The sequence below is a fragment of the Flavobacterium cerinum genome, assembly GCF_004028155.1.
GTDB classification, from domain to species: domain Bacteria; phylum Bacteroidota; class Bacteroidia; order Flavobacteriales; family Flavobacteriaceae; genus Flavobacterium; species Flavobacterium cerinum.
In genome coordinates this window covers 56,771-79,170 of the sequence record NZ_SBII01000002.1, presented here as the reverse complement: position 1 = coordinate 79,170, position 22,400 = coordinate 56,771, and the positions used below count along the sequence as shown (strand labels likewise).

General features: G+C 36.5%; 19 protein-coding genes. 9 read left to right on the top strand and 10 right to left on the bottom strand.

Going from position 1 to position 22,400, the window contains the following annotated elements; all coding sequences use genetic code 11:
- Window positions 1-351 precede the first annotated feature (351 nt).
- The 4 genes from EPI11_RS03280 to porU form a co-directional block, all read right to left on the bottom strand.
- A complete protein-coding gene (locus EPI11_RS03280) occupies window positions 352-1,998 on the bottom strand; it encodes a pyruvate dehydrogenase complex dihydrolipoamide acetyltransferase (RefSeq protein WP_128388530.1) in 1,647 nt (548 codons plus the stop codon).
- Between the two features lie 2 nt (window positions 1,999-2,000).
- The gene (pdhA, locus tag EPI11_RS03275) at window positions 2,001-3,002 is read right to left on the bottom strand and encodes a pyruvate dehydrogenase (acetyl-transferring) E1 component subunit alpha (RefSeq protein ID WP_128388529.1); all 1,002 of its coding nucleotides are present in this window, start codon (window positions 3,000-3,002) and stop codon (window positions 2,001-2,003) included.
- Between the two features lie 259 nt (window positions 3,003-3,261).
- The gene (gene porV, locus EPI11_RS03270; protein ID WP_128388528.1) at window positions 3,262-4,446 is read right to left on the bottom strand and encodes a type IX secretion system outer membrane channel protein PorV; all 1,185 of its coding nucleotides are present in this window, start codon (window positions 4,444-4,446) and stop codon (window positions 3,262-3,264) included.
- A gap of 40 nt (window positions 4,447-4,486) precedes the next feature.
- The gene (porU, locus tag EPI11_RS03265; RefSeq protein WP_317125629.1) at window positions 4,487-8,356 is read right to left on the bottom strand and encodes a type IX secretion system sortase PorU; all 3,870 of its coding nucleotides are present in this window, start codon (window positions 8,354-8,356) and stop codon (window positions 4,487-4,489) included.
- Between the two features lie 202 nt (window positions 8,357-8,558).
- Between porU and gldJ the strand changes: the two genes are divergently transcribed.
- Both gldJ and EPI11_RS03255 read left to right on the top strand, forming a co-directional pair.
- The gene (gene gldJ / locus EPI11_RS03260; RefSeq protein WP_128388526.1) at window positions 8,559-10,229 is read left to right on the top strand and encodes a gliding motility lipoprotein GldJ; all 1,671 of its coding nucleotides are present in this window, start codon (window positions 8,559-8,561) and stop codon (window positions 10,227-10,229) included.
- A gap of 67 nt (window positions 10,230-10,296) precedes the next feature.
- Window positions 10,297-11,577 carry a UDP-N-acetylmuramoyl-tripeptide--D-alanyl-D-alanine ligase gene (locus tag EPI11_RS03255; protein WP_128388525.1) on the top strand — a complete coding sequence of 427 codons (1,281 nt, stop codon included), beginning with the start codon at window positions 10,297-10,299 and terminating at the stop codon, window positions 11,575-11,577.
- A 43-nt stretch (window positions 11,578-11,620) separates the two neighbouring features.
- On the opposite strand, the gene EPI11_RS03250 is transcribed toward EPI11_RS03255, so the two are convergent.
- The 3 genes from EPI11_RS03250 to EPI11_RS03240 form a co-directional block, all read right to left on the bottom strand.
- Window positions 11,621-11,818, bottom strand: coding sequence for a hypothetical protein (locus tag EPI11_RS03250; protein WP_128388524.1), 198 nt, complete (start codon window positions 11,816-11,818; stop codon window positions 11,621-11,623).
- Window positions 11,819-11,907: 89 nt separating this feature from the next.
- On the bottom strand, window positions 11,908-12,306 hold the full coding sequence (locus EPI11_RS03245; protein WP_128388523.1) for a hypothetical protein: 399 nt from the start codon (window positions 12,304-12,306) through the stop codon (window positions 11,908-11,910).
- Window positions 12,307-12,433: 127 nt separating this feature from the next.
- Window positions 12,434-13,885 carry a S41 family peptidase gene (locus tag EPI11_RS03240; protein ID WP_128388522.1) on the bottom strand — a complete coding sequence of 484 codons (1,452 nt, stop codon included), beginning with the start codon at window positions 13,883-13,885 and terminating at the stop codon, window positions 12,434-12,436.
- A gap of 124 nt (window positions 13,886-14,009) precedes the next feature.
- Between EPI11_RS03240 and EPI11_RS03235 the strand changes: the two genes are divergently transcribed.
- From EPI11_RS03235 to EPI11_RS03220, 4 genes are all read left to right on the top strand, one after another.
- The gene (locus tag EPI11_RS03235) at window positions 14,010-14,234 is read left to right on the top strand and encodes a DUF2798 domain-containing protein (protein ID WP_128388521.1); all 225 of its coding nucleotides are present in this window, start codon (window positions 14,010-14,012) and stop codon (window positions 14,232-14,234) included.
- Window positions 14,234-14,917: a 3,4-dihydroxy-2-butanone-4-phosphate synthase gene (ribB, locus tag EPI11_RS03230; RefSeq protein WP_128388520.1), complete on the top strand. Its 684-nt coding sequence runs from the start codon at window positions 14,234-14,236 to the stop codon at window positions 14,915-14,917. Before EPI11_RS03235 ends, ribB begins: the two co-directional genes overlap by 1 nt.
- Window positions 14,901-15,470: a Crp/Fnr family transcriptional regulator gene (locus tag EPI11_RS03225; RefSeq protein WP_128388519.1), complete on the top strand. Its 570-nt coding sequence runs from the start codon at window positions 14,901-14,903 to the stop codon at window positions 15,468-15,470. Before ribB ends, EPI11_RS03225 begins: the two co-directional genes overlap by 17 nt.
- A 65-nt stretch (window positions 15,471-15,535) precedes the next feature.
- Window positions 15,536-16,231, top strand: coding sequence for a siderophore-interacting protein (locus EPI11_RS03220; RefSeq protein WP_128388518.1), 696 nt, complete (start codon window positions 15,536-15,538; stop codon window positions 16,229-16,231).
- 9 nt (window positions 16,232-16,240) lie between these two features.
- Here the strand turns inward: EPI11_RS03220 and EPI11_RS03215 are convergent, their stop codons facing one another.
- Window positions 16,241-17,023 (bottom strand): helix-turn-helix domain-containing protein, encoded by a 783-nt coding sequence (locus EPI11_RS03215; protein WP_128388517.1) that lies wholly within the window; start codon window positions 17,021-17,023, stop codon window positions 16,241-16,243.
- A 99-nt stretch (window positions 17,024-17,122) separates the two neighbouring features.
- Here EPI11_RS03215 and wrbA point away from each other — a divergent pair, with 99 nt between their 5' ends.
- The 3 genes from wrbA (at window position 17,123) to EPI11_RS03200 (ending at window position 20,119) form a co-directional block, all read left to right on the top strand.
- A complete protein-coding gene (wrbA, locus tag EPI11_RS03210) occupies window positions 17,123-18,319 on the top strand; it encodes an NAD(P)H:quinone oxidoreductase (protein WP_394343628.1) in 1,197 nt (398 codons plus the stop codon).
- A 273-nt stretch (window positions 18,320-18,592) separates the two neighbouring features.
- Window positions 18,593-19,507 (top strand): T9SS type A sorting domain-containing protein, encoded by a 915-nt coding sequence (locus EPI11_RS03205; protein WP_128388516.1) that lies wholly within the window; start codon window positions 18,593-18,595, stop codon window positions 19,505-19,507.
- A 117-nt stretch (window positions 19,508-19,624) separates the two neighbouring features.
- A complete protein-coding gene (locus tag EPI11_RS03200) occupies window positions 19,625-20,119 on the top strand; it encodes a serine hydrolase domain-containing protein (RefSeq protein ID WP_128388515.1) in 495 nt (164 codons plus the stop codon).
- Between the two features lie 58 nt (window positions 20,120-20,177).
- Here the strand turns inward: EPI11_RS03200 and EPI11_RS03195 are convergent, their stop codons facing one another.
- Together EPI11_RS03195 and EPI11_RS03190 are read right to left on the bottom strand one after the other, a co-directional pair.
- On the bottom strand, window positions 20,178-20,738 hold the full coding sequence (locus EPI11_RS03195) for a DUF6642 family protein (protein ID WP_128388514.1): 561 nt from the start codon (window positions 20,736-20,738) through the stop codon (window positions 20,178-20,180).
- 148 nt (window positions 20,739-20,886) lie between these two features.
- Window positions 20,887-22,329 carry a hypothetical protein gene (locus EPI11_RS03190; protein WP_128388513.1) on the bottom strand — a complete coding sequence of 481 codons (1,443 nt, stop codon included), beginning with the start codon at window positions 22,327-22,329 and terminating at the stop codon, window positions 20,887-20,889.
- Window positions 22,330-22,400 lie beyond the last annotated feature (71 nt).

Genomic DNA, 22,400 nt, shown 5'->3' with positions numbered 1-22,400 from the left:
TTACCTAGCTAAAATAGTAAAAAAAGGGCAGATGGAATTTTTAAATCGCGGTCATTCAAAAAGCGATCTTCAATTTTAGCAGCTGCAAATATCCGAACTTTATTTTTGATGCAGAAGTTATCCAAGGGTGTATTACTCTTAAAATTTAAACACTAAAAATAATACTCCTCATCTTCCACATCAAAATGTACAAAAAGTGAACCATTACATCATAAACTAATGATTTTAAATCTTTTAAACGCAATTAATATTCCACAGCAATAATATACTAAAAGTGGAATGATAAATTAAACAAAATACCCGCCCTGAAATCATCAGGACGGGTATTTATTTACCAAACTATAAGGGCAATTATGCCAGCATAGTTACTGGATTTTCAATATATTGTTTAAGCGTTTGCAGGAATTGTGCTCCTGTTGCGCCATCAACTGTTCTATGGTCGCACGTTAGTGTAACTTTCATTACATTACCTACAACTATCTGGTTATTCTTTACAACTGGCTTTTGTATAATAGCACCTACTGAAAGAATAGCAGAATTAGGCTGATTAATAATAGAAGTGAATTCCTGAATACCAAACATACCAAGGTTAGAAACCGTAAAGGTACTTCCTTCCATATCAGCAGGAGATAGTTTTTTGCTCTTTGCTTTACCAGCAAGGTCTTTTACAGCAGTACCAATTTGAGAAAGACTCATATTGTCTGTAAACTTAAGTACCGGTACAACAAGTCCCTCTTCAACAGCTACAGCAACACCAATACTTATATGATGGTTGTAAACAGTTACATCATCTTTCCACTGTGTATTTACCTGCGGATGTTTTCTTAAGGCCATAGCACATGCCTTAACTACTAAATCGTTAAACGACACTTTAGTATCCGGAACGGCATTAATAACACCTCTAGAAGCAATAGCATTATCCATATCCAGCTCTATAGTAAGGCTGTATTCAGGAGCAGTAAACTTAGATTCGGCAAGACGGCGCGCAATTGTTTTACGCATCTGTGAGTTTTTCACTTCTTCTGTACTTACCTCTCCGGCAGGAACAAATGGTTTTACCTGTGCAGTAGCTTGTGGTGCACCTACAGCAGGAGCAGCAGGTTGTGCCTGTGCTGTCTGTGGTGTATAATTTTCTATATCTTTTTTAACGATACGTCCGTTCTCACCAGATCCTTTAACCTGGTTAAGGCTTACACCTTTATCCTGAGCTATTTTACGGGCAAGCGGCGAAGCAAATATTCTTCCACCATCGTTAGCAGAAACAGTTTCTTCAGCATTTGAAGTTACTGCCTCTTCTTTTTTATCTTCTTTAGGAGCGTCAGTTTTTGCTTCAGCAGCAGGAGCGCTTCCTTCTTTACCAGTAATCCCGGAAACATCTGTACCCGCAGGGCCAATGATAGCAAGAAGACTATCAACAGGAGCAGATTGTCCTTCCTGTATACCTATCTTAAGAAGTGTACCGGCGTTGAATGATTCAAACTCCATTGTTGCTTTATCGGTTTCAATTTCAGCTAGGATATCTCCTTCTTTAATTACATCACCTTCTTTTTTAAGCCATGTAGCGACAGTACCTTCGGTCATGGTATCACTAAGACGAGGCATAGTAACAACGATAACTCCTTTAGGCAATTCTGAAGCAGCAGCCGGAGCAACTGTTTTCTCTTCTACTTTAGTTTCTGCAGCAGATTCTTTTACTTCTTCTTTTTTAGCTTCTTGTGCCGGAGCAGCATTACCGCTAAGTAGTGAAGAGATATCTTCTCCTTCTTTACCAATAATAGCTAAAACTGAATCTACCGGAGCAGATTCTCCCTCATGAATACCTATATGCAATAACACACCTGCATCAAAAGCTTCAAATTCCATAGTTGCTTTATCGGTTTCGATTTCTGCAAGGATATCACCTTCTTTAATCGTATCACCCACTTTTTTAAGCCACGTAGCCACAGTACCTTCGGTCATGGTGTCGCTTAATCGCGGCATTGTAATAATTTTCGCCATGGTTATTGTAGTTTATGAGGTAAAAATGGATAATTCTCCTGATCGTAAACAACGTCATACATAACGTTTGCATCAGGGTATGGAGACTCTTCAGCAAATTTTTCGCATTCGTCAACAAGGTCTTTTACCCTTTGATCCATAGCTTCAATTTCTGCTTCAGTAGCATAGTTCTTATCTTTAATGATATCAAGAATTTGGGTAATAGGGTCAATTTTTCTGTACTCTTCTACCTCTTCTTTAGTTCTGTAGTGTTGAGCATCACTCATTGAGTGACCTCTGTAACGGTATGTTTTCATTTCAAGGAACGTAGGACCGTCTCCTCTTCTTGCTCTATCCATAGCTTCATGCATTGCTTCTGCTACTTTGATAGGATTCATTCCGTCTACCGGTCCGCATGGCATTTCATAACCAAGTCCCAGTTTCCATATATCTGTATGGTTAGCAGTACGTTCTACCGAAGTACCCATTGCATAACCATTATTCTCTACAATAAATACAACAGGAAGTTTCCACAGCATAGCCATGTTGAATGCTTCATGAAGTGATCCCTGACGTGCGGCACCGTCACCAAAATAAGTTAACGTTACACCACCGGTATTAAAATATTTATCCGCAAATGCCATACCGGCACCTACTGGTATTTGTGCTCCAACAATTCCGTGACCACCATAAAAGCCATGTTCTTTAGAGAAAATATGCATAGAACCCCCAAGACCTTTAGAAGTACCTGTAGCTTTACCTAAAAGCTCTGCCATAATTCTTCTTGGGTCTACGCCCATACCTATTGGCTGAACGTGGTTACGGTAAGCAGTAATCATTTTATCTTTAGACAAATCCATTGCATGTAATGCTCCTGCAAGTACTGCTTCCTGACCATTATATAAGTGAAGGAAACCTCTAACTTTTTGCTGAATGTATAAAGCCGCTAGTTTATCTTCAAATTTTCTCCAAAACTGCATATCCTCATACCACTTCAGATAAACCTCTTTTGTTATTTCTTTCATTTGCTAAATTATTGTTGCTGATGTGATTTTTAAAAAATGTTTTTTAAAACGCAAAAAGTTTCCTCACACAAATTTGCGAAATGCAAAAATAAGACTTCCTTCAATAACTAAAAAATTTAGGCCAAGTATTTTGTTATTTTTTAAGCTACTGCGAAGGCATTTGTTATTATCGCACAAAAAAAGCAAAGGGATTTCGAAAAACCCCTTTGCTTTTTATCTTAAACCAGTTCCTTTTAAAAAAAGACCTGTTATATATCTACTAATATTCGTCGTAATCGTCTCCAAAATTGAATGTAAGTGAGAAACGCAGTGTGTTTTCTAATGGATTTCTTACCTGAGAAGCAGAGAATAAATAAGAAACATCTATTTTAACAACCGTATATCTAAATCCTGCTCCTAAAGAGAAAAACTTACGGGCTCCTTTTGTTTTGTCTTCATTAAAATATCCAAGACGGAAAGCAAAAGCATCCTGATAAGTATACTCCGCACCTACAGAGTAGGTAAGTTCTTTTAACTCTTCACGGAAACCATCAGGCGCATCTCCAAATGATTTAAAAATACCCGATGTCCAGTTAATATCGTTATACTCCTGATTGATAATTCCTCTGTCAATATTATCGACAACACCGTCACCGTTCTTATCTGTTAGCTTTTGAGGCGTAGGAACCAATAATTTTGTAAGTTCTAAGTTAACTGCAAGTTTGTTGTATTCATCAAAGATAAAATCAAAACCACCACCTAATCTCATGTTAGCAGGAAGAAAGTTCGAACTTAATTCCGGATCATTGTCATAACTAAGCTTAGGACCAAGGTTCTGTAAGTTCATACCCAATCTGTAACGACCATTAAAATCATTGAAGGCAATCTCTTCAGACTGATAAAACGCTGCGATATCAAAAGCAAATGTACTTGCTGCACTTGCATCTCCACCACCTGCTGCTTCAGGAATTTTTAAGTTAGAACGAATATAACGCCCGGCGATAGCCATAGAGAATTGTTCATCTAATTTTAGCGAATAAGAAAGGTCTACCGCCAACTCGTTTGGAGATCTTGTTACAGGAATCTCATTAGGATCCCCGGTTTGTCTTAATTCGATATCTCCTAAACCAAAATAACGAAGGCTACCTGCAAAAGCACTTCTTTCATTAAATCTATTGTAATAAGTAACCTGACCTAACGATATATCATTAGCAATATCTGTAAGATAAGGAGTATAACTAAACGACAGTCCGTGCTCTTTCAACGCAAAAGCATATTTTGCCGGATTCCACTGCTGTGAAAACACGTCGGTAGAGGTAGCGACACCCTGGTCTCCCATACCTGCTGCCCTTGCATCTGCGGCTATTGTTAAAAACGGAACTCCTGTAGTAATTACACGCTCATTTTGGGCTTTTGCCAATTGTATTCCTAAAAGGCAAAGGGCAATCAAGATTAACTTTTTCATTCTTTTTTTGAAAATTTTAAGGTCACAAATATAATGTTTTTTACAGCAATACAAGTTTTTCGTATTTTTCTGCGGTTTTATTTGTCGTAGTCGACTTTACAGTGAGTTTATACACATAAACTCCCTTACCGATACGATCTCCAAAATCATCTTTTCCATCCCATTTTATATCACGGCACAGAAACCCATCGGTAGTTACCGACTGGTTAATTGTTTTAACCACTTTACCTGTTACAGTAAATATCTGAACCTGCACATCCAAAGGCTCAAATGGTCTGTTATGTGTAAACCAAAATTCAGTATAACTCACAAAAGGATTAGGATAATTCAATACTTTCTCAAGCTGGAGCGCATCATCACCCACTACTACAAATTGTATCTCGGCAGTAACAAGGTTATTATAAACATCCCAAGCTTTAAAAGTCAGTGTATGCAAACCTTTTGCAAGATTACTAAAAGGAAAGCGCAATGTACCTTTTTTGTAATTATCAAGTTCGGTTTCATAATAATCATTTAAGATAAACGGATTATTTTCATCTCCGTCAAGAATACCAATAATATCGTGTCCAATGCCGCTCGCTGTATTAATACCATGCTCATCTTCTAAAAAAGCAAGCAATATAGGAGAATCATTTGTAATACCTCCCGAGACAAACGACTCATCATTCATATATAATTTCACAGTAGGCGCAATATTATCAGCTACTGCATTTGGGTTAATCCCTCCTATTTTCACTATCGTATTATAACCCTGCTGATCTTCCAGCACATTCGATTTTTTAGAATAAAAACTCACACGCCCTTCTCCAATTGGAATACGGATATCCCTTGGAACCACAAAACCAAACTCAAACAAACCATTAGTTACTGAAGCATTACCTCTAAATATGGTTTCTCCCAATGTTTTAAACTTAGTTTTAATAACACCATTACCATCTGTAACACCATCATTACCCAAAGTAATTCTATCTATTGGCTTATCAAAAACGGTAACTTCTAACTCCCCATTATAGTTTGTTATTGTAGCACCACCATTTACAACACGCCCGCCAAGCTTAACATAAGCAAGAGAATTTAGGGCACCTGTAAAATCTGCTATAGGAATATCATTAATATGTGTAAGTAGTATTTCTGGCTTCGGGATCGCGAGTTTTAAAGCAGGGTCACCTATTAAGCATATCATTCTTAAATTTTTACTTTGACCTAATTTTGACCTACGTAAAGCCTCACTCATGGTTGGAAATTCCGTCTTACCATACGCATATAACTCTGAAACAATTCGCGGATTAAAAGTTTCCGCATCGCTAATATAAAGCGCTCTTGTTGTTGTTATCATTGATATTGCCCCGCCGGCTGGATTCCAATACGTATATTCTCCAACCGTTGGCCTATAAGGATTATCAAACTTTGTAAGCTCACAAGTCGCAGTAATAAATAGCGGATACTTATTTTTATTATTAAGATTAACAGCATCGGTCTTTTCATAAAGACGCTCACCCGCTAAACCATCTTCACCACCATGCCCTAAATAGTTAATAACTAATGAGCCATAATTAACAGCTCTTAAAAATTGTTCTTTTGCCTGTGGATAACGCTGCCCACCAGCCGAAGATTCCTGAACATAAGCATCAGAATAAAACTTCCTTACGTTCACAAAAGGTCTTGCTCCGTTAAGCAAAATAGTCATAGCATCCATTTGTGGTATAAATCCTGTCGAGCCATTTCCATCAAGATCATCAACAAGCACTGTGAATTCATTTCTCCACCTTCCATAGGAATCGGCAGATTTATACGCTACTACTTTATTAACCATTTCATCCGCCCGCTTTTTATCATTCACAAGCATCCTCCCAACAGCTACATCAAGCCCTTCTGCATATGTATCCAAAATCTGCATATTCCCTTCAATAGGATCCATAAGCCCATAGAAATCATCTGTTACAAAAGTAACAGCCGTGCTATAATTTAAATCCTTTGCCGTAATTTTAGAGAACGCAAAATACCCTTGCATTGCAGGAACAATATTATTATTGTTGGGAATCCTGTTTTTATAATCAAAAGAAGCGTCCCCAAAAAGATTCACATATTTAATTTTTGCATCCGCAGATGTAGCATTATTATAGATGTACTTAACCAAATTACGTATCGCCGCTATATCTTGCTTTCCCGAAGAAAACTCATTATATATGCTTTCCAGATTAATCACCTTAACATTAAGTCCGGACTGTGTGCGATGCAAATTAGCCAGCCTTTCTGCAGAAGAACTAAGGTTTGCAGGAGTCACGATCAAATAATCAATATCCTGAAATTGTCCTGCTGAGTTATTAAAAATTGTTCCTTTAATATTTTGATTTGCAACACGAGCCTGCGCTTCACGTAAAGGTGTATAATAATCCGACGGCACTACCGTAATATATTTCCTCAACTCTCCAAGTCCTGCCTTAAACACTAACTGAGCCTGAGCACCTGTATTAACAGCTTTAGACACATTATAAAGATCTGTAATATCCCACACTTCACTTATTCCTGAAGCATTTCCTACAATATACTGTGCAACCCCCATTGTAGTAGCTGAAGCATTATACTGAAATCTAAATTGCTTACCCGTACCCAATAATTTTCTTTTTGCCTTTATAATAATATAATCCAGCCATGCATTAGATCCTGGCACACCATTATTGTTATATGTAAGCTTTACAGTTAATGTACTTCCTGTAGGAGTATAAGTCCCTTCTACAATATCTTCAGTAGCAAGACTCGTTTCCCCTGGCTTAGTAAAGTTCATCACCCCTAAAGCCTGTCCATTAACCGCCACAGCCATAGAAGTTGATGCCAGAGCAATCCCTGCTCCTGTAACCGTTATAGTAGCCGGAGAAGGCTCAACATCAGGAATTACAAACTCAAAATCCTGAGTATTATTAACATTAAAAGCCTCACCGTGCCATTTCCTGCCCAGCCTTGCTATATTAATAAGGTCTTTTTCATGATACTGATATTCATCAAAAGAAGTTACAGTAACTGTAGAAGGTGCCGACGGCTGGCCCATAGTACTTATTCTTTTTCCCGAACTACCTTGTGAAGTTATATAATAATAAGAACGATCTGCATATAAATTACAATGTGTACCGCTTTCTTCATTCCAGTTATCAACACCCTCGGCATAAAACAAAATATAATCTGTTGCATCAAATACACCATCCTGTTCACCTATTAATGTTATAGCATTTTCAGTGAGATCAGAAGGATAGGGTATACTATTTTTTAACGGCAGCATTCTGCCTCCATTACCATATATTTTAATATTACGGGGATCAGCATTCACATTGAAGCCTAATTGCTGCAAAAAAGCACGGCTGATTTTATACACACCAGACTTTTCAACATAAAAACGATGCCATTCGCCGGAAGCAAGCACAGAATTTGAAAGCACATCAAAATCGTTAATCCCTTTTACAGTTATAGGTGCTCCACCGGAAGCATAAGAATAGGAAAACGATTTTACTCTTTTATAACTGCTGCCTTCTTTAACAATAGGAGAAAGCGAAATAACCGCATAAATATCACCTCTGGCAGTCATTGTACTTATTTTAGCATTAACGGCGATAGGCAATCTGGCAACCGAAAGCTGCTTCAATTGTTCACGGGTGATGCTTTCGTATACTATATTGGTAATTTGAAGTGAATTTTCCTTAATAAATGTAGAAACAGGAAAAGAATAAGAAAACAGCAACTCCTTGCTTGTAGGGTTAAAATCCATATATTGCGCCTGAAACTGAGGAATAATAATCTCAACATCTCCAACACTGGATTTCACATTATCAACCCAATTCAAAAGAATCTCTCCCTTTTGTTGTCCAAAAGACAAAAAAGTAAATAGTAAAGCAAAAAAGAGTAATCTGTTTTTCATCATTGAAAGAACGCAGATACGCGCAATATATTACAAGAATACAAAAGTTTTTTTAAGAACCAAAATGCAATATTACTTCAAATACACCGTTACAGTAAGACACATTTAACATTATTTTATAATTTTATTAAAATTTTTAAAAACGTGTTGCGGTTTAACGGTTAATTATTATATTGCGCCACGAAATTTATTTACCTACTGAAAGATGAAAGTTAACAAAATCACGGCTTTAAAATTGTTACTCGCTCTAGCGATAACATTTGGTTTTACTGCTTGCAGTAAAAAGGGGTCTAATGGTAATTCCACGGCTACGGGCTGGAAAATCAACGACAAAAAAGGTGGCTTCCAACACAATTCCAAGTACAAGCAGCAAGCTGCAGCACCGGGTCTTGTAGAAGTGGAAGGTGGAACATTTACTATGGGTAGAGTTCAGGACGATGTTATGCACGATTGGAATAATACTCCTACGCAGCAGCACGTTCAGTCTTTCTATATGGATGAAACAGAAGTTACCAATGTGATGTACATGGAGTATCTTGACTGGCTTAAGAGGGTTTTCCCTCCAACAGAAGAGAACTACAAAAACATATACGTAGGAGCTTTGCCAGATACTCTTGTTTGGAGAAGTGCATTAGGTTATAATGAAACTATGACCAATAACTACCTTAGACATCCGGCTTATTCTAATTTCCCAGTAGTAGGTGTTAACTGGATACAGGCTGTAGAATTCAGTAAATGGAGAACAGACCGTGTAAATGAAGGAGTACTTGAGAAAGAAGGCTACCTTAAAAGAGATGCTAAAGTTGTTGACGTAACAGCTGAAACAACTTTCAGTACTGAGGCTTATTTAGAAAGCCCTACTAAAAGTTATGGCGGTAATGAAGAAATTGTTTTAAAAGGACAAAGAAATAAACTTGCTGCTAAAGAAGGAGCAACTAACGTTTATGCTCAAAGAACATCTGGTATCATCCTTCCGGAATACAGACTTCCAACAGAAGCTGAATGGGAATATGCTGCAGTTGCACTTGTAGGTAATCGTGAGTATAACCTATATAGAGGTGACAAGAAATATCCTTGGAAAGGTTCTTACACACGTAGTGGTAAAAGAACAAGCAAAGGTGATCAGCTTGCCAACTTTAAACAAGGTAAAGGTGACTACGGAGGAATTGCAGGATGGTCTGATGACAATGCTGACATTACAGCTCCGGCAAAAACTTACCCACCAAACGACTTTGGTCTTTATGACATGGCAGGTAACGTTGCAGAATGGGTAGCTGACGTTTACCGTCCTATAGTTGATGATGAGTCTAACGACTTTAACTACTACAGGGGTAACGTATACATGAAAAACAAAATTGGTGAAGACGGAAGAGCTGAAATTGTAACTGCTGATAACATTGAGTATGATACTCTAAGTAACGGTAAAATACAATACAGAAACTTACCTGGACAAATATCTCAAGAGCAAATATCTACTGATGATACTTACTTAAGACAGAACTACACTAAGAGTGATAACAGAAACTACAGAGATGGTGACAGACAATCAACTCGTTATTATGACTTTGGTGGTACTGAAGAAGAAAAAGGCGCTGAGAAAGATGAGCACAGAATGTATGACTCTCCTAAACACCTTGTAACTAAAGATAGTTTAGGTAACATGGTTAGACAGTATGACAAATCTTCAAAAAGAACAACATTAGTAAACGACAATGTTAGAGTTTACAAAGGTGGTTCTTGGAGAGACAGAGCTTACTGGTTAGATCCTGCTCAAAGAAGATATTACCCACAAGATATGGCTACAGACTACATCGGTTTTAGATGTGCAATGTCTAAAGTAGGACCTAAATCTGGTAAAAAGAAAGCAAGAAACTAATTAAGTTTCAAAAATTATAGAATACAATAAAAGCCCTATCTTAGGGCTTTTATTTTTTATACACCTTATGGAAACCGAACAACTTTACAAGTACTTTTTGCAGTGCAGCGGTGTAACAACTGATACCCGAAAAATAACACCCGCCTCTATATTTTTTGCTCTTAAAGGAGATAATTTTGATGCCAATACATTTGCTCAACAAGCACTGGAAAAAGGAGCAAAATATGTTGTAATAGACAACCCTGAGTACAAAAGCAATGACAACATGCTATTGGTAAACAATAGCCTTGAAGCAATGCAGCAGCTGGCACTTCATCATCGAAGAATACTCGGTCTGCCAATTATTGCCCTTACCGGAAGTAACGGTAAAACCACAACCAAAGAACTTATTAACGTTGTACTTTCTAAAAAGTATAACACAACAGCCACTATAGGCAACCTCAACAATCATATCGGTGTACCTCTTACCCTATTGTCTTTTACTAAAGACACCGAAATAGGTATCGTAGAGATGGGTGCTAACCATCAGAAGGAAATTGCTTTTTTGTGTACAATTGCAGAACCTAACTTTGGCTATATTACAAACTTTGGCAAAGCACATCTTGAAGGTTTTGGAGGCTTTGAGGGCGTTATAAAAGGTAAAAGCGAACTTTATGACTACCTGTCACAAAATATTAAAACGGCTTTTGTAAACCTTGATGATGAGATACAAAAAGAAAAAACACAACACCTATCACGTTTTACATTTGCTGCAGATAACTATAACTGCGACATACATATTGAAAGCATAAAGGCTGATCCTATGGTTACCGTAAAATATAATGGTGTAGATATTCATTCAAACCTTATTGGCGTCTATAACGCTACCAATATAAGTGCAGCTATAGCGATAGGTCTACATTTCAAGATCAGTGAAGCTAAAATAAAAGATGCTATTGAGAGTTATTTCCCTACGAACAACAGATCGCAGCTATTAGAAAAAGATGGTAATAAAATAATACTGGATGCCTATAATGCCAATCCAAGCAGCATGCAGGCAGCTATAAAAAACTTTACCCATCTGGAAGGTTCTAAAATAGCTATCCTGGGAGATATGTTTGAATTGGGTAATGAAAGCCTGGAAGAACATCATAAAATTGTCAATTCATTGATTCATGAAAATAAAATAGAAGTATATTTTGTTGGAAAAGACTTTTATTCCAATAAAGTTGAATCACCACATTTGCATTTTTACTCCAGCTATGAAGATTTTAAAGAGTACTTCTCTACTATAAAGCCAACCGACAAAACCTTATTAATAAAAGGCTCGAGAGGTATGGCACTGGAAAGAACACTGGATATCCTTTAATAAAAAAGCGCTTCGATTGATGCGCTTTTTTATTAATTACTATTTATTCTTTTCTCTTAAATTCTGCAATTTTAGTTGCCTTTTTATCTGATTCGGGCAGTTCAGTCTGAACCTCCGTTGCATCCCTTTTTCTAGCTGATAAAGGAAGTGGAACGCCTCCACCGAGACCAACTCCTACACTTGCCAAAATCATGAAAACGATGAGCCACAACAGTCTCAATAGTTTTTTGAAATTTATCATATAAATAAAATGATTGATATCCCGCGACACGCAGCATATACTGTTTTTGTAGTACTTGAACAGCCGTTAAACCGGCTAATAGGATATGACTATCCCAGTAGTACAAAAACCTCATCATCTAAAGTTTGAGAAGTAGTTTTAGTAGGTGTAAAACGAATAAACAACTCTATACAATAACAGTTCTTTAAAGTTTCATAAAACTTTACTTTTTCAAGCATATTATGAGCTATAGTAAGATTTGCCCATTTTGGAGTGTAAAAGGTATCAAAAGCACTAAGACCAATCTGCCGTAAAGCATATTTATAGGAAATAACACGTTTGGAAATTACTTTAATATCCGGAGAAAAAAGCTCTGTGTTTATTTTTTGTAATGTCGTTGATGAAATCCCTGTATTGATTGAAAATGTAAATACACTGCAAAATAATGCCGTTAAGAGCAGCAATTTCAGCAACAGTTTTTTACAATATGTAAACTGGGTTTCTTTCATTACATTCAAAGATAGTACTTTGTATTAAAAAAAGATTAGCCTCTGGAAGAAACCAAATTAAGAGTCTACTTTAATTAAAAAAGCTCAGTTAAAAACTGAGCCTTTTTATCAAACGAATATATCAAAGTTATTCATTTAAAAGTATTTTTTCCGTAAAATCAATCCAGTCTTCACTTGGAATTGTTTTGTCAATGTAATAATCCGGTTGAATCCCTTTTGTATCAATAGCTATATCCGGTATTCTTCTGCTTCGCGAAAGTCCGTAACCCAACTGCAATGTCTTACAAGGAGAATCTACAAAATTCATATTCGAAATATCCAAGACACCAGCTGTTGTTGTTCCAAAAAGCTTCACCTTTTTACTTTGTTTAGCTAATAGTAAAAACTCTTCAGCTGTACTGCCATTATTTTCATTAATAAGAATCGCTACATTTTTTGGATACTCCGAAATCTTATCTAATTTACTTACCTGTACTTCATCGCTGTCCTCAAGGTTCACAAATTTACCAAGGTTATTATTTAGCTTGACTAAGCCTTTACGTGCCCATTTTTTATCAGTTTCTGTGAAATCATCCGAAGCAATAAAATAGTCCATTCTCTTATTGTTAAGCGGTGTTGATAAATAATCCACTCCAATAGATCGAATCGGGTTTGTATACAAATAAGGGATCAACTTCTGGAAACTGCTATCACTGCCTCCTCCATTATTTCTTATATCAATAATAAGATTTTCACATCTTGAGATCATATCGCGATTACTAACAATAAGACTGTCAATCATTTTTCTTTTCTTCTCAGAAAAAGAAGGTATCCGCAGTAAAAATGTATTTTTAGAAATCTGTTTTGCAACTGGATTTGAAGATGTATTAAGTTCAAGATACTCTTTTACAGATTTAGTATCGGTATATTCTGGATATAGCCTCTTAAAAGATATCCAGTCAAAGAACATAGTGTTATTCCCAACTTTATCTATTTTCCTGACATTCATTATAGAATGATCTTTCATATAATAAACCGCTTCAAACCCGTCTCCTGATTTGTTTGGTTTAATTCTAAGCTTAATTTGGTTATTTTTCCAATAAGGATCATTACTGTTCATTACAAAACCTATGTATTCTTTCTCACGTTTAATTATCCCAATCGTATAAGGTTCACTTATCCATATCCCTTCAAAGCCAGGTTCTTTTAGTAATGAGAGGTATTTTTTAAACTCTTTTTCTGAGATCGAATATTGTTCCCAACCTTTATATTTCTCAATGATTTGTTTAGCATCCGGCAGTTCAGTATTCCCTCTACTCCCAGCAACATTTAACGATAAATGTCCTGATCTAAAAAACAACAACCATTCTTTTAGTGTATTCACACATTCATCGTCTTTAGTAATCGCCTTTACTTTCTTCCTGTACTCATCGTTAAGCTGAGTATAGGCACCATCTCCCTTCATGTCTATAACATATTGAAATCCGGCATCGTTTTCTTCGAATGTTTTTTTAAGCCATTCGAAATTGTCTTCACAGGAACAATTCTGTGAAAATACAGAGAGTGGCAGCAACACTAAGAAAAGTAATATTTTCCTCATATTTTTTTATCAAAAATAAGAAAAGAAAAGCAATATCATGCCCAAATCGTTTTTTGACCTACATCAATGTTTACCCCCCAAGGATGGTACAACTTTGCATCATCAATAATAAATATCCATAAAAATGAAAAAAAAGTATTTTAAGTACATCTACACATTACTGGTTGTACTACCGATGACACTCATCATGGCTTTTGTAGGACTGATGCGTAACTATGGTTTTGGCGAGGATTGGTTCCTTAAATTTCTTAAAGCTTGGACGGTAATGCTTCCGGTTGCTTATGTTGCCGCATTCCTTATTATCCCGAATGCAAGAAAATTATCCGAAAAGCTAATCTCTTCAAAATAATGATCGAAAATTTAATCAGTCCGTTATCCTTCTCCGGAAGAGACAGTAAAGAACGCGTAGAAAATGCCATCGCTGCGCTAAGAGCAGGAAAAGGAATTATAATAACCGATGATGAGAATAGAGAGAACGAAGGCGATCTGGTCTTTGCTGCCGAAAACATGACCGTAAAAGATATGGCTTTAATGATAAGGGAATGCAGCGGTATTGTATGTTTATGCCTAACCAATGAAAAAGCAGATGCCTTAGACTTACCTTACATGGTGGAAGAAAACACCAGTAATTTCCAGACTCCTTTTACAGTAAGTATAGAAGCAAGAGAAGGTGTAACCTCAGGCATTTCGGCATCCGACAGGATAAGAACCATACAGGCTGCCTGTAACGATTATGCGACACCGGAAGATCTTTCCAGACCGGGTCATATTTTTCCTTTACGTGCTAACAATAAAGGCGTACTGGCAAGGAACGGGCATACCGAAGCCAGCGTAGATATGGTAAAGCTAGCCAGACTAAAACCACAGGCCGTATTGTGTGAACTAATGAATGAAGATGGCTCGATGGCACGATTGCCGGAGATCATTACTTTTGCAAAAACGCATCAACTCATTGTACTCTATATCGCTGATATTATTCATTATCGTAAATTTGTTCAGGATTATACCATAGCCGATGTACGATCAAATTGAAGACTACATACGAAATAAGATAACGGTCACAGACGATGAGCTGAAAACCATACTATCTTATTTCAAGCCACTGACACCAAAAAGAAACGAACTTTTGGTTACTCATGGGCAAACCAGCCAACGGATGTTCTTCGTTGGCAAAGGTTGTTTACGCATATTCTTCATTAACGAAGAAGGACACGACGCTACACGCTATCTCGCTTTTGAAAATAACTTTGCTACCGGAATGGTAAGTTTTATTACCAAAGAGCCTTCTTTGGAATTTATTCAGGCTCTGGAAGAAACCGAGCTACTGTACATAACTCAGGATGATTTTCATTATCTGTTGGAAACAATACCTTCCTGGGAAAAGTTCTACCGCTATTATTTGGAAATGGCTTATGTTACCAATACAAACCGCCTGATGTCGTTCATCACTATGGATGCCAAAGAGCGTTACAAACAGCTGCTGAGCCAGAAACCGGATGTAGTACAACGTCTTCCTAATAAGATGGTTGCTTCTTACCTCAACATTTCTCAGGAAACACTAAGCAGATTAAAATCAAAGATCTGATTTTGACCTATATCAATGTTTGTCTTTCCTAGTATAGCAATCTTTGCTGTATTAAATGAATAATTATGCACGAAGATATCATCAGTATACAGCAAGGAAAATTAATACATATACATCAGGTTAACAGACATGTCTATCACTTAAGGATACAAAGTGACGACTTTAAACAATTAGAGTATATTCCAGGCTTTACTATGGACATTTTTCTGGGTGACCCTAATACACAGCCAAACATAGACGACAGGAAATACACCATTTGGAACTACGAACCTATACATCAAATTATTGATGTAGCCATTTGTACTTTCTCCAATGGAAAAGGTGCCAACTGGGTAAGGACACTTGAAAAAGGCGACACAGTATATTTTAAACCACCAAGAGGAAAACTATTATTAGATGATAGTGCTGATTATTACCTGATGATAGGAGACATTACATCACTATCTCATTTGTATGAGATCAATCGCAATCTTCCTCTAAACAAAAAAGTATTTAGTTTCATCTATACCTATAATCAACGGGATATTTTCCCCGATATAGATGACAGCTTTCCATTAGATTATTATGTAATCAATCCGTTAGACCCTGAAACTATAAAAAATAAAATAGTGTCACTGCTTCCTGATTTTGAAGGTGAGGGTATTGCTTATCTTTTAGGTGATCCAAATACTGTAATTACCTTACAGAACTATTTTAAAAATGAAAGAAACTGGAATCCAAAAAATCTGAAAGCAAAACCATTTTGGAAAGAAGCAAAGTAAACACGGTTATTATTTCACGACCATATCATTTGGCCGAATACCCAGCACACTGCTAAAAGTATTACTGAAGGTAGAAACGCTGTTATACCCTACTTTACCGGCCACGCTCTTTACATTTTCACCGGGCACAGAAAGCAATTCTACCGCCTTGATAATCTTAAACAGTTTAATATACTTAGAGATATTCATTCCAAGATCACTTTTAAACAGGCGTTCCATTGTACGTGCCGACATATTGAAATGATCTGCCAGTTCTGTTATCTTAATATCCTCTCCTATATTTGCTGTAAGATAATTGATGATGTTTACGATCCTTGGGTTTTGTGGTGCCGGAAGTATTAGTGGTATAGATGATTTAAAAGTTGCAGGCAATATTCCTATGAGTGCTTTTATAAAATCAAACTCTCCAGCATCATAGTTTTCCAATCGTGACCATCGCTCAGTATACAATACCATTTCTTGTATAATCTTGGGCGTATGAAAAATAGTGAGTTCATTAAAAAATGGATCTTCAGGCACATCATTTATAAAAATGCAGCGCAGGTACACCTGACCAGACGGAGCAAATGTTTTGTGCATCATTCCTGATGGTACCCAGGCACAATGATGCGTAGGTAAAAGATATGTTTTGGTTGGGGTATAAAGGTACTGAACTCCTTTTTCCACAAAAATGAGCTGTCCCATTTTATGCGAATGCCACTCATTGGTAAACTTCCAGTCGGGCTCATGCCACACATAAGCTGTTTTTTTAATCTCATCAACAGTGAGGTGGCAAAATCGGGAAGTTTCCATTGTCGTTAATTAACATGTTAATGTCAAATATAGACATTATCCGACATTTTGTAATATCTAACTTTGTATAATTAAAATTTTAGAATTATAAATCTCATGATCTTAAATCTTGCAAAATACTTAGTTATAGCATTGACGTTGTTTAACAGTCCTCTTTTAAAAGCACAAAAAGCCATGAATAAAGAACAATCAAACATATGCGTATTAGTACTTTTTAATACTACTAACGGTGGCACTTATAAACTGGCAAAAGCAGTCGCAGAAGGCATTGAAAAATTCCCCGGTGCTACAGCTGTACTAAAACAGGTTCCGCATGTAAAACCAAGAACAGATAAAGATGCAAAACCTTTCGACACTATTCCTTATGCTACTGCAGATGAGCTGAAAGATTATGATGGTATTGCGTTTGGGTCTCCTGTCCATTTTGGAAACATGAGTACCGATATGCGTAATTTCCTTGATCAGACTATCGACTTATGGACAAACCATAAACTGGAAGGAAAACCGGCAAGTGTCTTTATGTCGGCTGGGAGCGGTGCAGGACGTGAAGCAGCTATATTGTCTTTTTGGAATACTCTCGCCATCCACGGAATGCTATTAGTTCCTACAGGCATCATGGGTACAGGAGAAATTGACAAAACCATACCGCAGGGTAATACTGCTTTTGGCACCACATCTCTGGCTGGCGCACCAGGGTCTGAACGTCCGTCTAAAGGTGAACTTCACATTGCATCCCTACAAGGATATGCTTTAGCAAAAGCCGCAAAAGGGTATAATCTTGTACAGGCATCTCTTGGAAAAACCAACAATAATATAGTTACTCAGGAAACACCTAAAATAGACATCGAAGCACGTTTAAAAGAATTAAATATAACTCTTCCCGAAACACCAAAACCAGTAGGTAATTATAAGCTGTATAAAATTTCGGGGAATCTGGTATTCATCAATCAGGTAGCCTTAAAAAACGGTAAGATAGAACACCCTGGTAAAATAGGAACTCAGGTTACCGAAGAACAGGCCAAAGAAGCAACAAAACAAACTTTGCTTAATATATTAAGTATACTGAAGCAAGCGGCTGGAGGTGACCTCAACAACGTAAAACAGGCAGTACAGCTTACAGGCTTTTTTTATACCGATGACAACTATACCCGTCATGCAGTAGTTATGAATGAAGCCTCTAACCTATTGGTTGAAATTTTTGGCGAAAGCGGTATGCATACCCGTGCCACAATAGGCGCTATTTCTCTTCCTCTCGCATCGAGTGTAGAGATACAGGCAATATTCGAATTGAAATAAGTTCTAGTTATATTTTAATAAACCGCAAATGATGGAAATAGTTTTTATAAAATGGCTGCCTACTTGCAGCCATTTTACATTTTATCTAAAATAGTGCTAAAATAGCCAAACGACCATATATTAAATCATTACGTTTCTCAGAACCTCTAATTAATAAAAACACCAGTAATATCAATACTTAACAAGAAAATATACGAATGTTAATTAACAAAAAATATTCGCCAAGCCAGTAATGAATCAATAATATTGTATAAATATTTAAATTTTAAATAAATGAAGAACATTTACTCTTTAGTATTGGCAGTAGTGTCAACAGCAGCATTTGCACAGCAATCGATTTCTTTTGAAACATCAGAAGGATATCAGTTAGGCACCCTACATCAACAAAATAATTGGGAAGTTACAGAAGGAGCTGATGGCTTTCTTTTAAATCAGGTAATCAGTAACGAGAAAGCTTCTACTGGTACTTTTTCTTTTAAAAATGCTTATGAGCCTAGTTTCGGCGATCAGTGGATGCCAATTTTTGGAGCTTCTAAAACTTTTGCAGCACCTCTGGATTATACCAATTTTACTATTTCTTATGATGTATTAGCTACTGAAAAGAATGGCGCTGATTTTGAATTTACAATATTTGCTATTAATGCTGATGAAGAATATGTACCTGTAGCCGGCGTAGGGATCGAAAACAGAGGAATGATCTACGTAATCAAAAATGCCGATTACGGGTTTGATTATGCAGAAGCCGAATGGACTCCAGACACATGGGTTAATATTAAAATCCATGTTACTACAAATGAGATCAAGTACTACGTTAACAATGTACTGCAAAATACCATTGAAAATTTTACAAAGCTAAATGCTGCCGGTATTAATATGCTACACAACAACTATGGCGGAAGTGCATACTATGATAATTTTGTAATTACAACAGGGGGTTTAAGCACAAAGCCTTTTGAAAATGTATCTTATTCAGTATATCCAAATCCAGCGCAAAACACTGTATCTATAGTGTTGCCAGCCAATGTAGAATTATCAGAAGCAGCAATCTATACTATTACAGGTCAAAAAGTTTTAACGACTGCTAACAGTGAGAATATTGATATCAGCGAGTTAGTAACAGGAACTTATTTCCTTAAAGGCACTACTACTGAAGGTTCATCTTTCACTAAAAAAATTATGAAGAACTAAACATCTATAGTTTTGCAATACAAAAGCCTCTACTCGTTAGGGGCTTTTGTATTTAAAATAGTTTATATACGTAACATAGTAAAATTATTACCGTCTTTATGAGAAACACGTACCTGCATGAAAAAGATATTTTTTATTTTTTTATTGAGCATAGGATACTCTTGCTTAGCACAACAAAACAAGATGCTAACAGAAAAGCAGATTTATGCAGTTATGGATGAAAATGCTAAAGCATTGCTAAAGGAATCCAAAACAAATTCCGTTTCCATTGGAATTGTAAAAGACGGTAAAACCTATACCAGGCATTATGGTGAAATTGACAAAGGAAAAGGAAATAAGGCCAACAACACTACCTTGTTTGAAATTGCCTCTGTAACTAAAATATTTACAGGAACATTAATGGCACAAGCCGTTTTAGATGGTAAGATAAAATTAGATGACGATATCAGGAAATATATAACGGGATCATATCCTAACTCAGAATACAAAGGAACACCGGTAACTATTAAAGATTTGGTCTCGTTTAAATCAGTATTTAATAAAGACCTGCCGGACAGAAGAGATATTTTTAAACTGGAAAAAAGTAAAATTCCCTTTGAAATAGAAAAATAGGAAAAAGCATACACTAAAGATGAGTTTTTTGCCGAATTAAAAACTATAAAATTCGACATTAATAATACAGTCTGAAATCCAGAAGCTTACAAAGAGCATAATGTTTTTGGTGTAACTCTTCTACAATTTCTAACACATCATCTTCATCCTCAAACAAGCTAAAAAAAGCTTTATCAAGATTGCTGCTGGTTATGTTCCTGAATGTTGTTCCGTATCCCGATATGGCACGTGCACCGGTTACATCTAAAAAGTATTGCGCTTCTTCGGGTGATAAATCAAGAATCTTTTCATTGGCAAAATGCAGGATCTTACCCGTCATTTTCCCTTCAAAAAGTTCTGCAATTTCTTCAATACTATAGTAGTAATTATTCAGGCAGATGTTATTCCCTTCGCCTTGCATTACCAGATAAATAATCTCATAATTTTTAAAATTATGGTCTTCATACAGCAACACATTCTGGCTCTCTTCCAGTCCTTCAATAGAATCACAGGTTTTATAAATACTGTCTATTCCCTGATCAAAGGCAAGCTGCTCTAAATTTTTAACAACTTCGGTAGTAGTTTCTATCTCTACATCGGGAACAGCTTCGAGGCAGAAAATAAATTTATCATAATCCATAAAATTATGTTTTGTAAATAGTCAATACACTACAAATGTATGTTTTTATTAAGATATAAATCTAATGACCTAAAATAAGAAGCTCTTCTGATAATTATATCAGAAGAGCAGTTTACAATCAAAATATTAACCGAAATTAATGTCGTTGTTATTTTCTTTCAGTACGTGATCTGTATTTTTCAAAAGCATCCATGTTTTTTTCAGATATATTATCTTCAGCAGATAGTACTGCTTTTTCTGATGATTTTTGCGCTGCAGGCTTTTGTGCTTTTGAATATGCTTTAATCGATTTAAATGCCATAACCATATCATAGTCCAATGCTATTTCACCAGAATCAAAAGGTACATTACCAGAATCACTTCTAAACCATCTATTCCACTCCTTGCTTCCTGGTGAATAAACATGTAAAGTATCTGAGGTAGGTGGTAGTGACGGTAACAAAAATGATTTAAATTTATACTGAGCAGGACTATGACAACTCATACAAGATGATAATGGTAGTTTAGAATATTTTTCACCTGTAGTAATATCAACAGCATATTCTGCAACCGCTCCATCATTAGGACCGCTTAATCGTCCTCCCCAACCTAAGGTTTCTGTACTATAAAAAGGTGCTTTAGGATTAATTACTGTTTCCTTTAATTTAGGATAAGGACGTTTAACAGGACTATTTACAGTTGGATCATCTCCCCACATAGCACCTAACGGTACCATTTTATCCCAAAACGTTCCTTTTGCATCTTTATCATATACAAATGTAGAATATACCCAACCGGTTTGTGGTGCCGTTTTACTGTCTTTAACAATAACATCCATCTGGAAAAAACTAACCGTACGCATCTGGTTTCCTTTTTTAGGATTCTCAGCTGTTGGAATATCATGGTAAATACTAAAGGTCTCTGCTCCCTGCATTACAGGCCAGCCTTTAGCATTAATATTTGAGAAAGCAAATTTTACAATAATACTACCTTCTTTAAACTGCCCGGCATCCGGATTGGTTCCAAAGTCAACCAGTTTCCCGGATTGATCCCAAAGCTGCCCCACCGTATAAGCTGCTACCGAATCATATAAAACAAGTGCATACCCCATTTCATCTTCACTTAGTGATTTAAATAAACCTTTGCTATTTCCATTAGCCTGATAAACCCCAAGGATAGGATCCCTGGTTGACCCTAACCACGGTTCGTTGAACCAGCCGTATTTTGCCGACGTCCATTTTTTATTGTCAGTAAAAAACGGAATTATGTTTGGTGCTATATGTTTTTTTAAGGCATCCATATAGGCAAATGTATTGGATTCAGAGATGGGCTGCCCATTTAACGCTTGCTGCCAAGATGGATTATCCACGGGTTTAACTGTTGTAGGATAATCATGGCTTAACACGAAAAGAGGGCCGTCATACTGCTGTTTTGAGGGCACCGAATCCTGGTGATTTACATAAGCCCCGCTAAGGTTCAAATCCCGGGATCCGGCTAGTACTTTATCTTCGTTGTTTTCTTTGTCTTTAGTTTTGTCTGCACAGCTGTAAGTCGCAAAAACTATAACGGCCAGCATACTTAAAACTGCTAAAAAAGTTGGTTGTTTTTTCATAAGATCTATAGTTTTTGGTTAATTAATCGGATAGAAAAATTGGTTAATTTCGAGTAAACTTATAATAATAA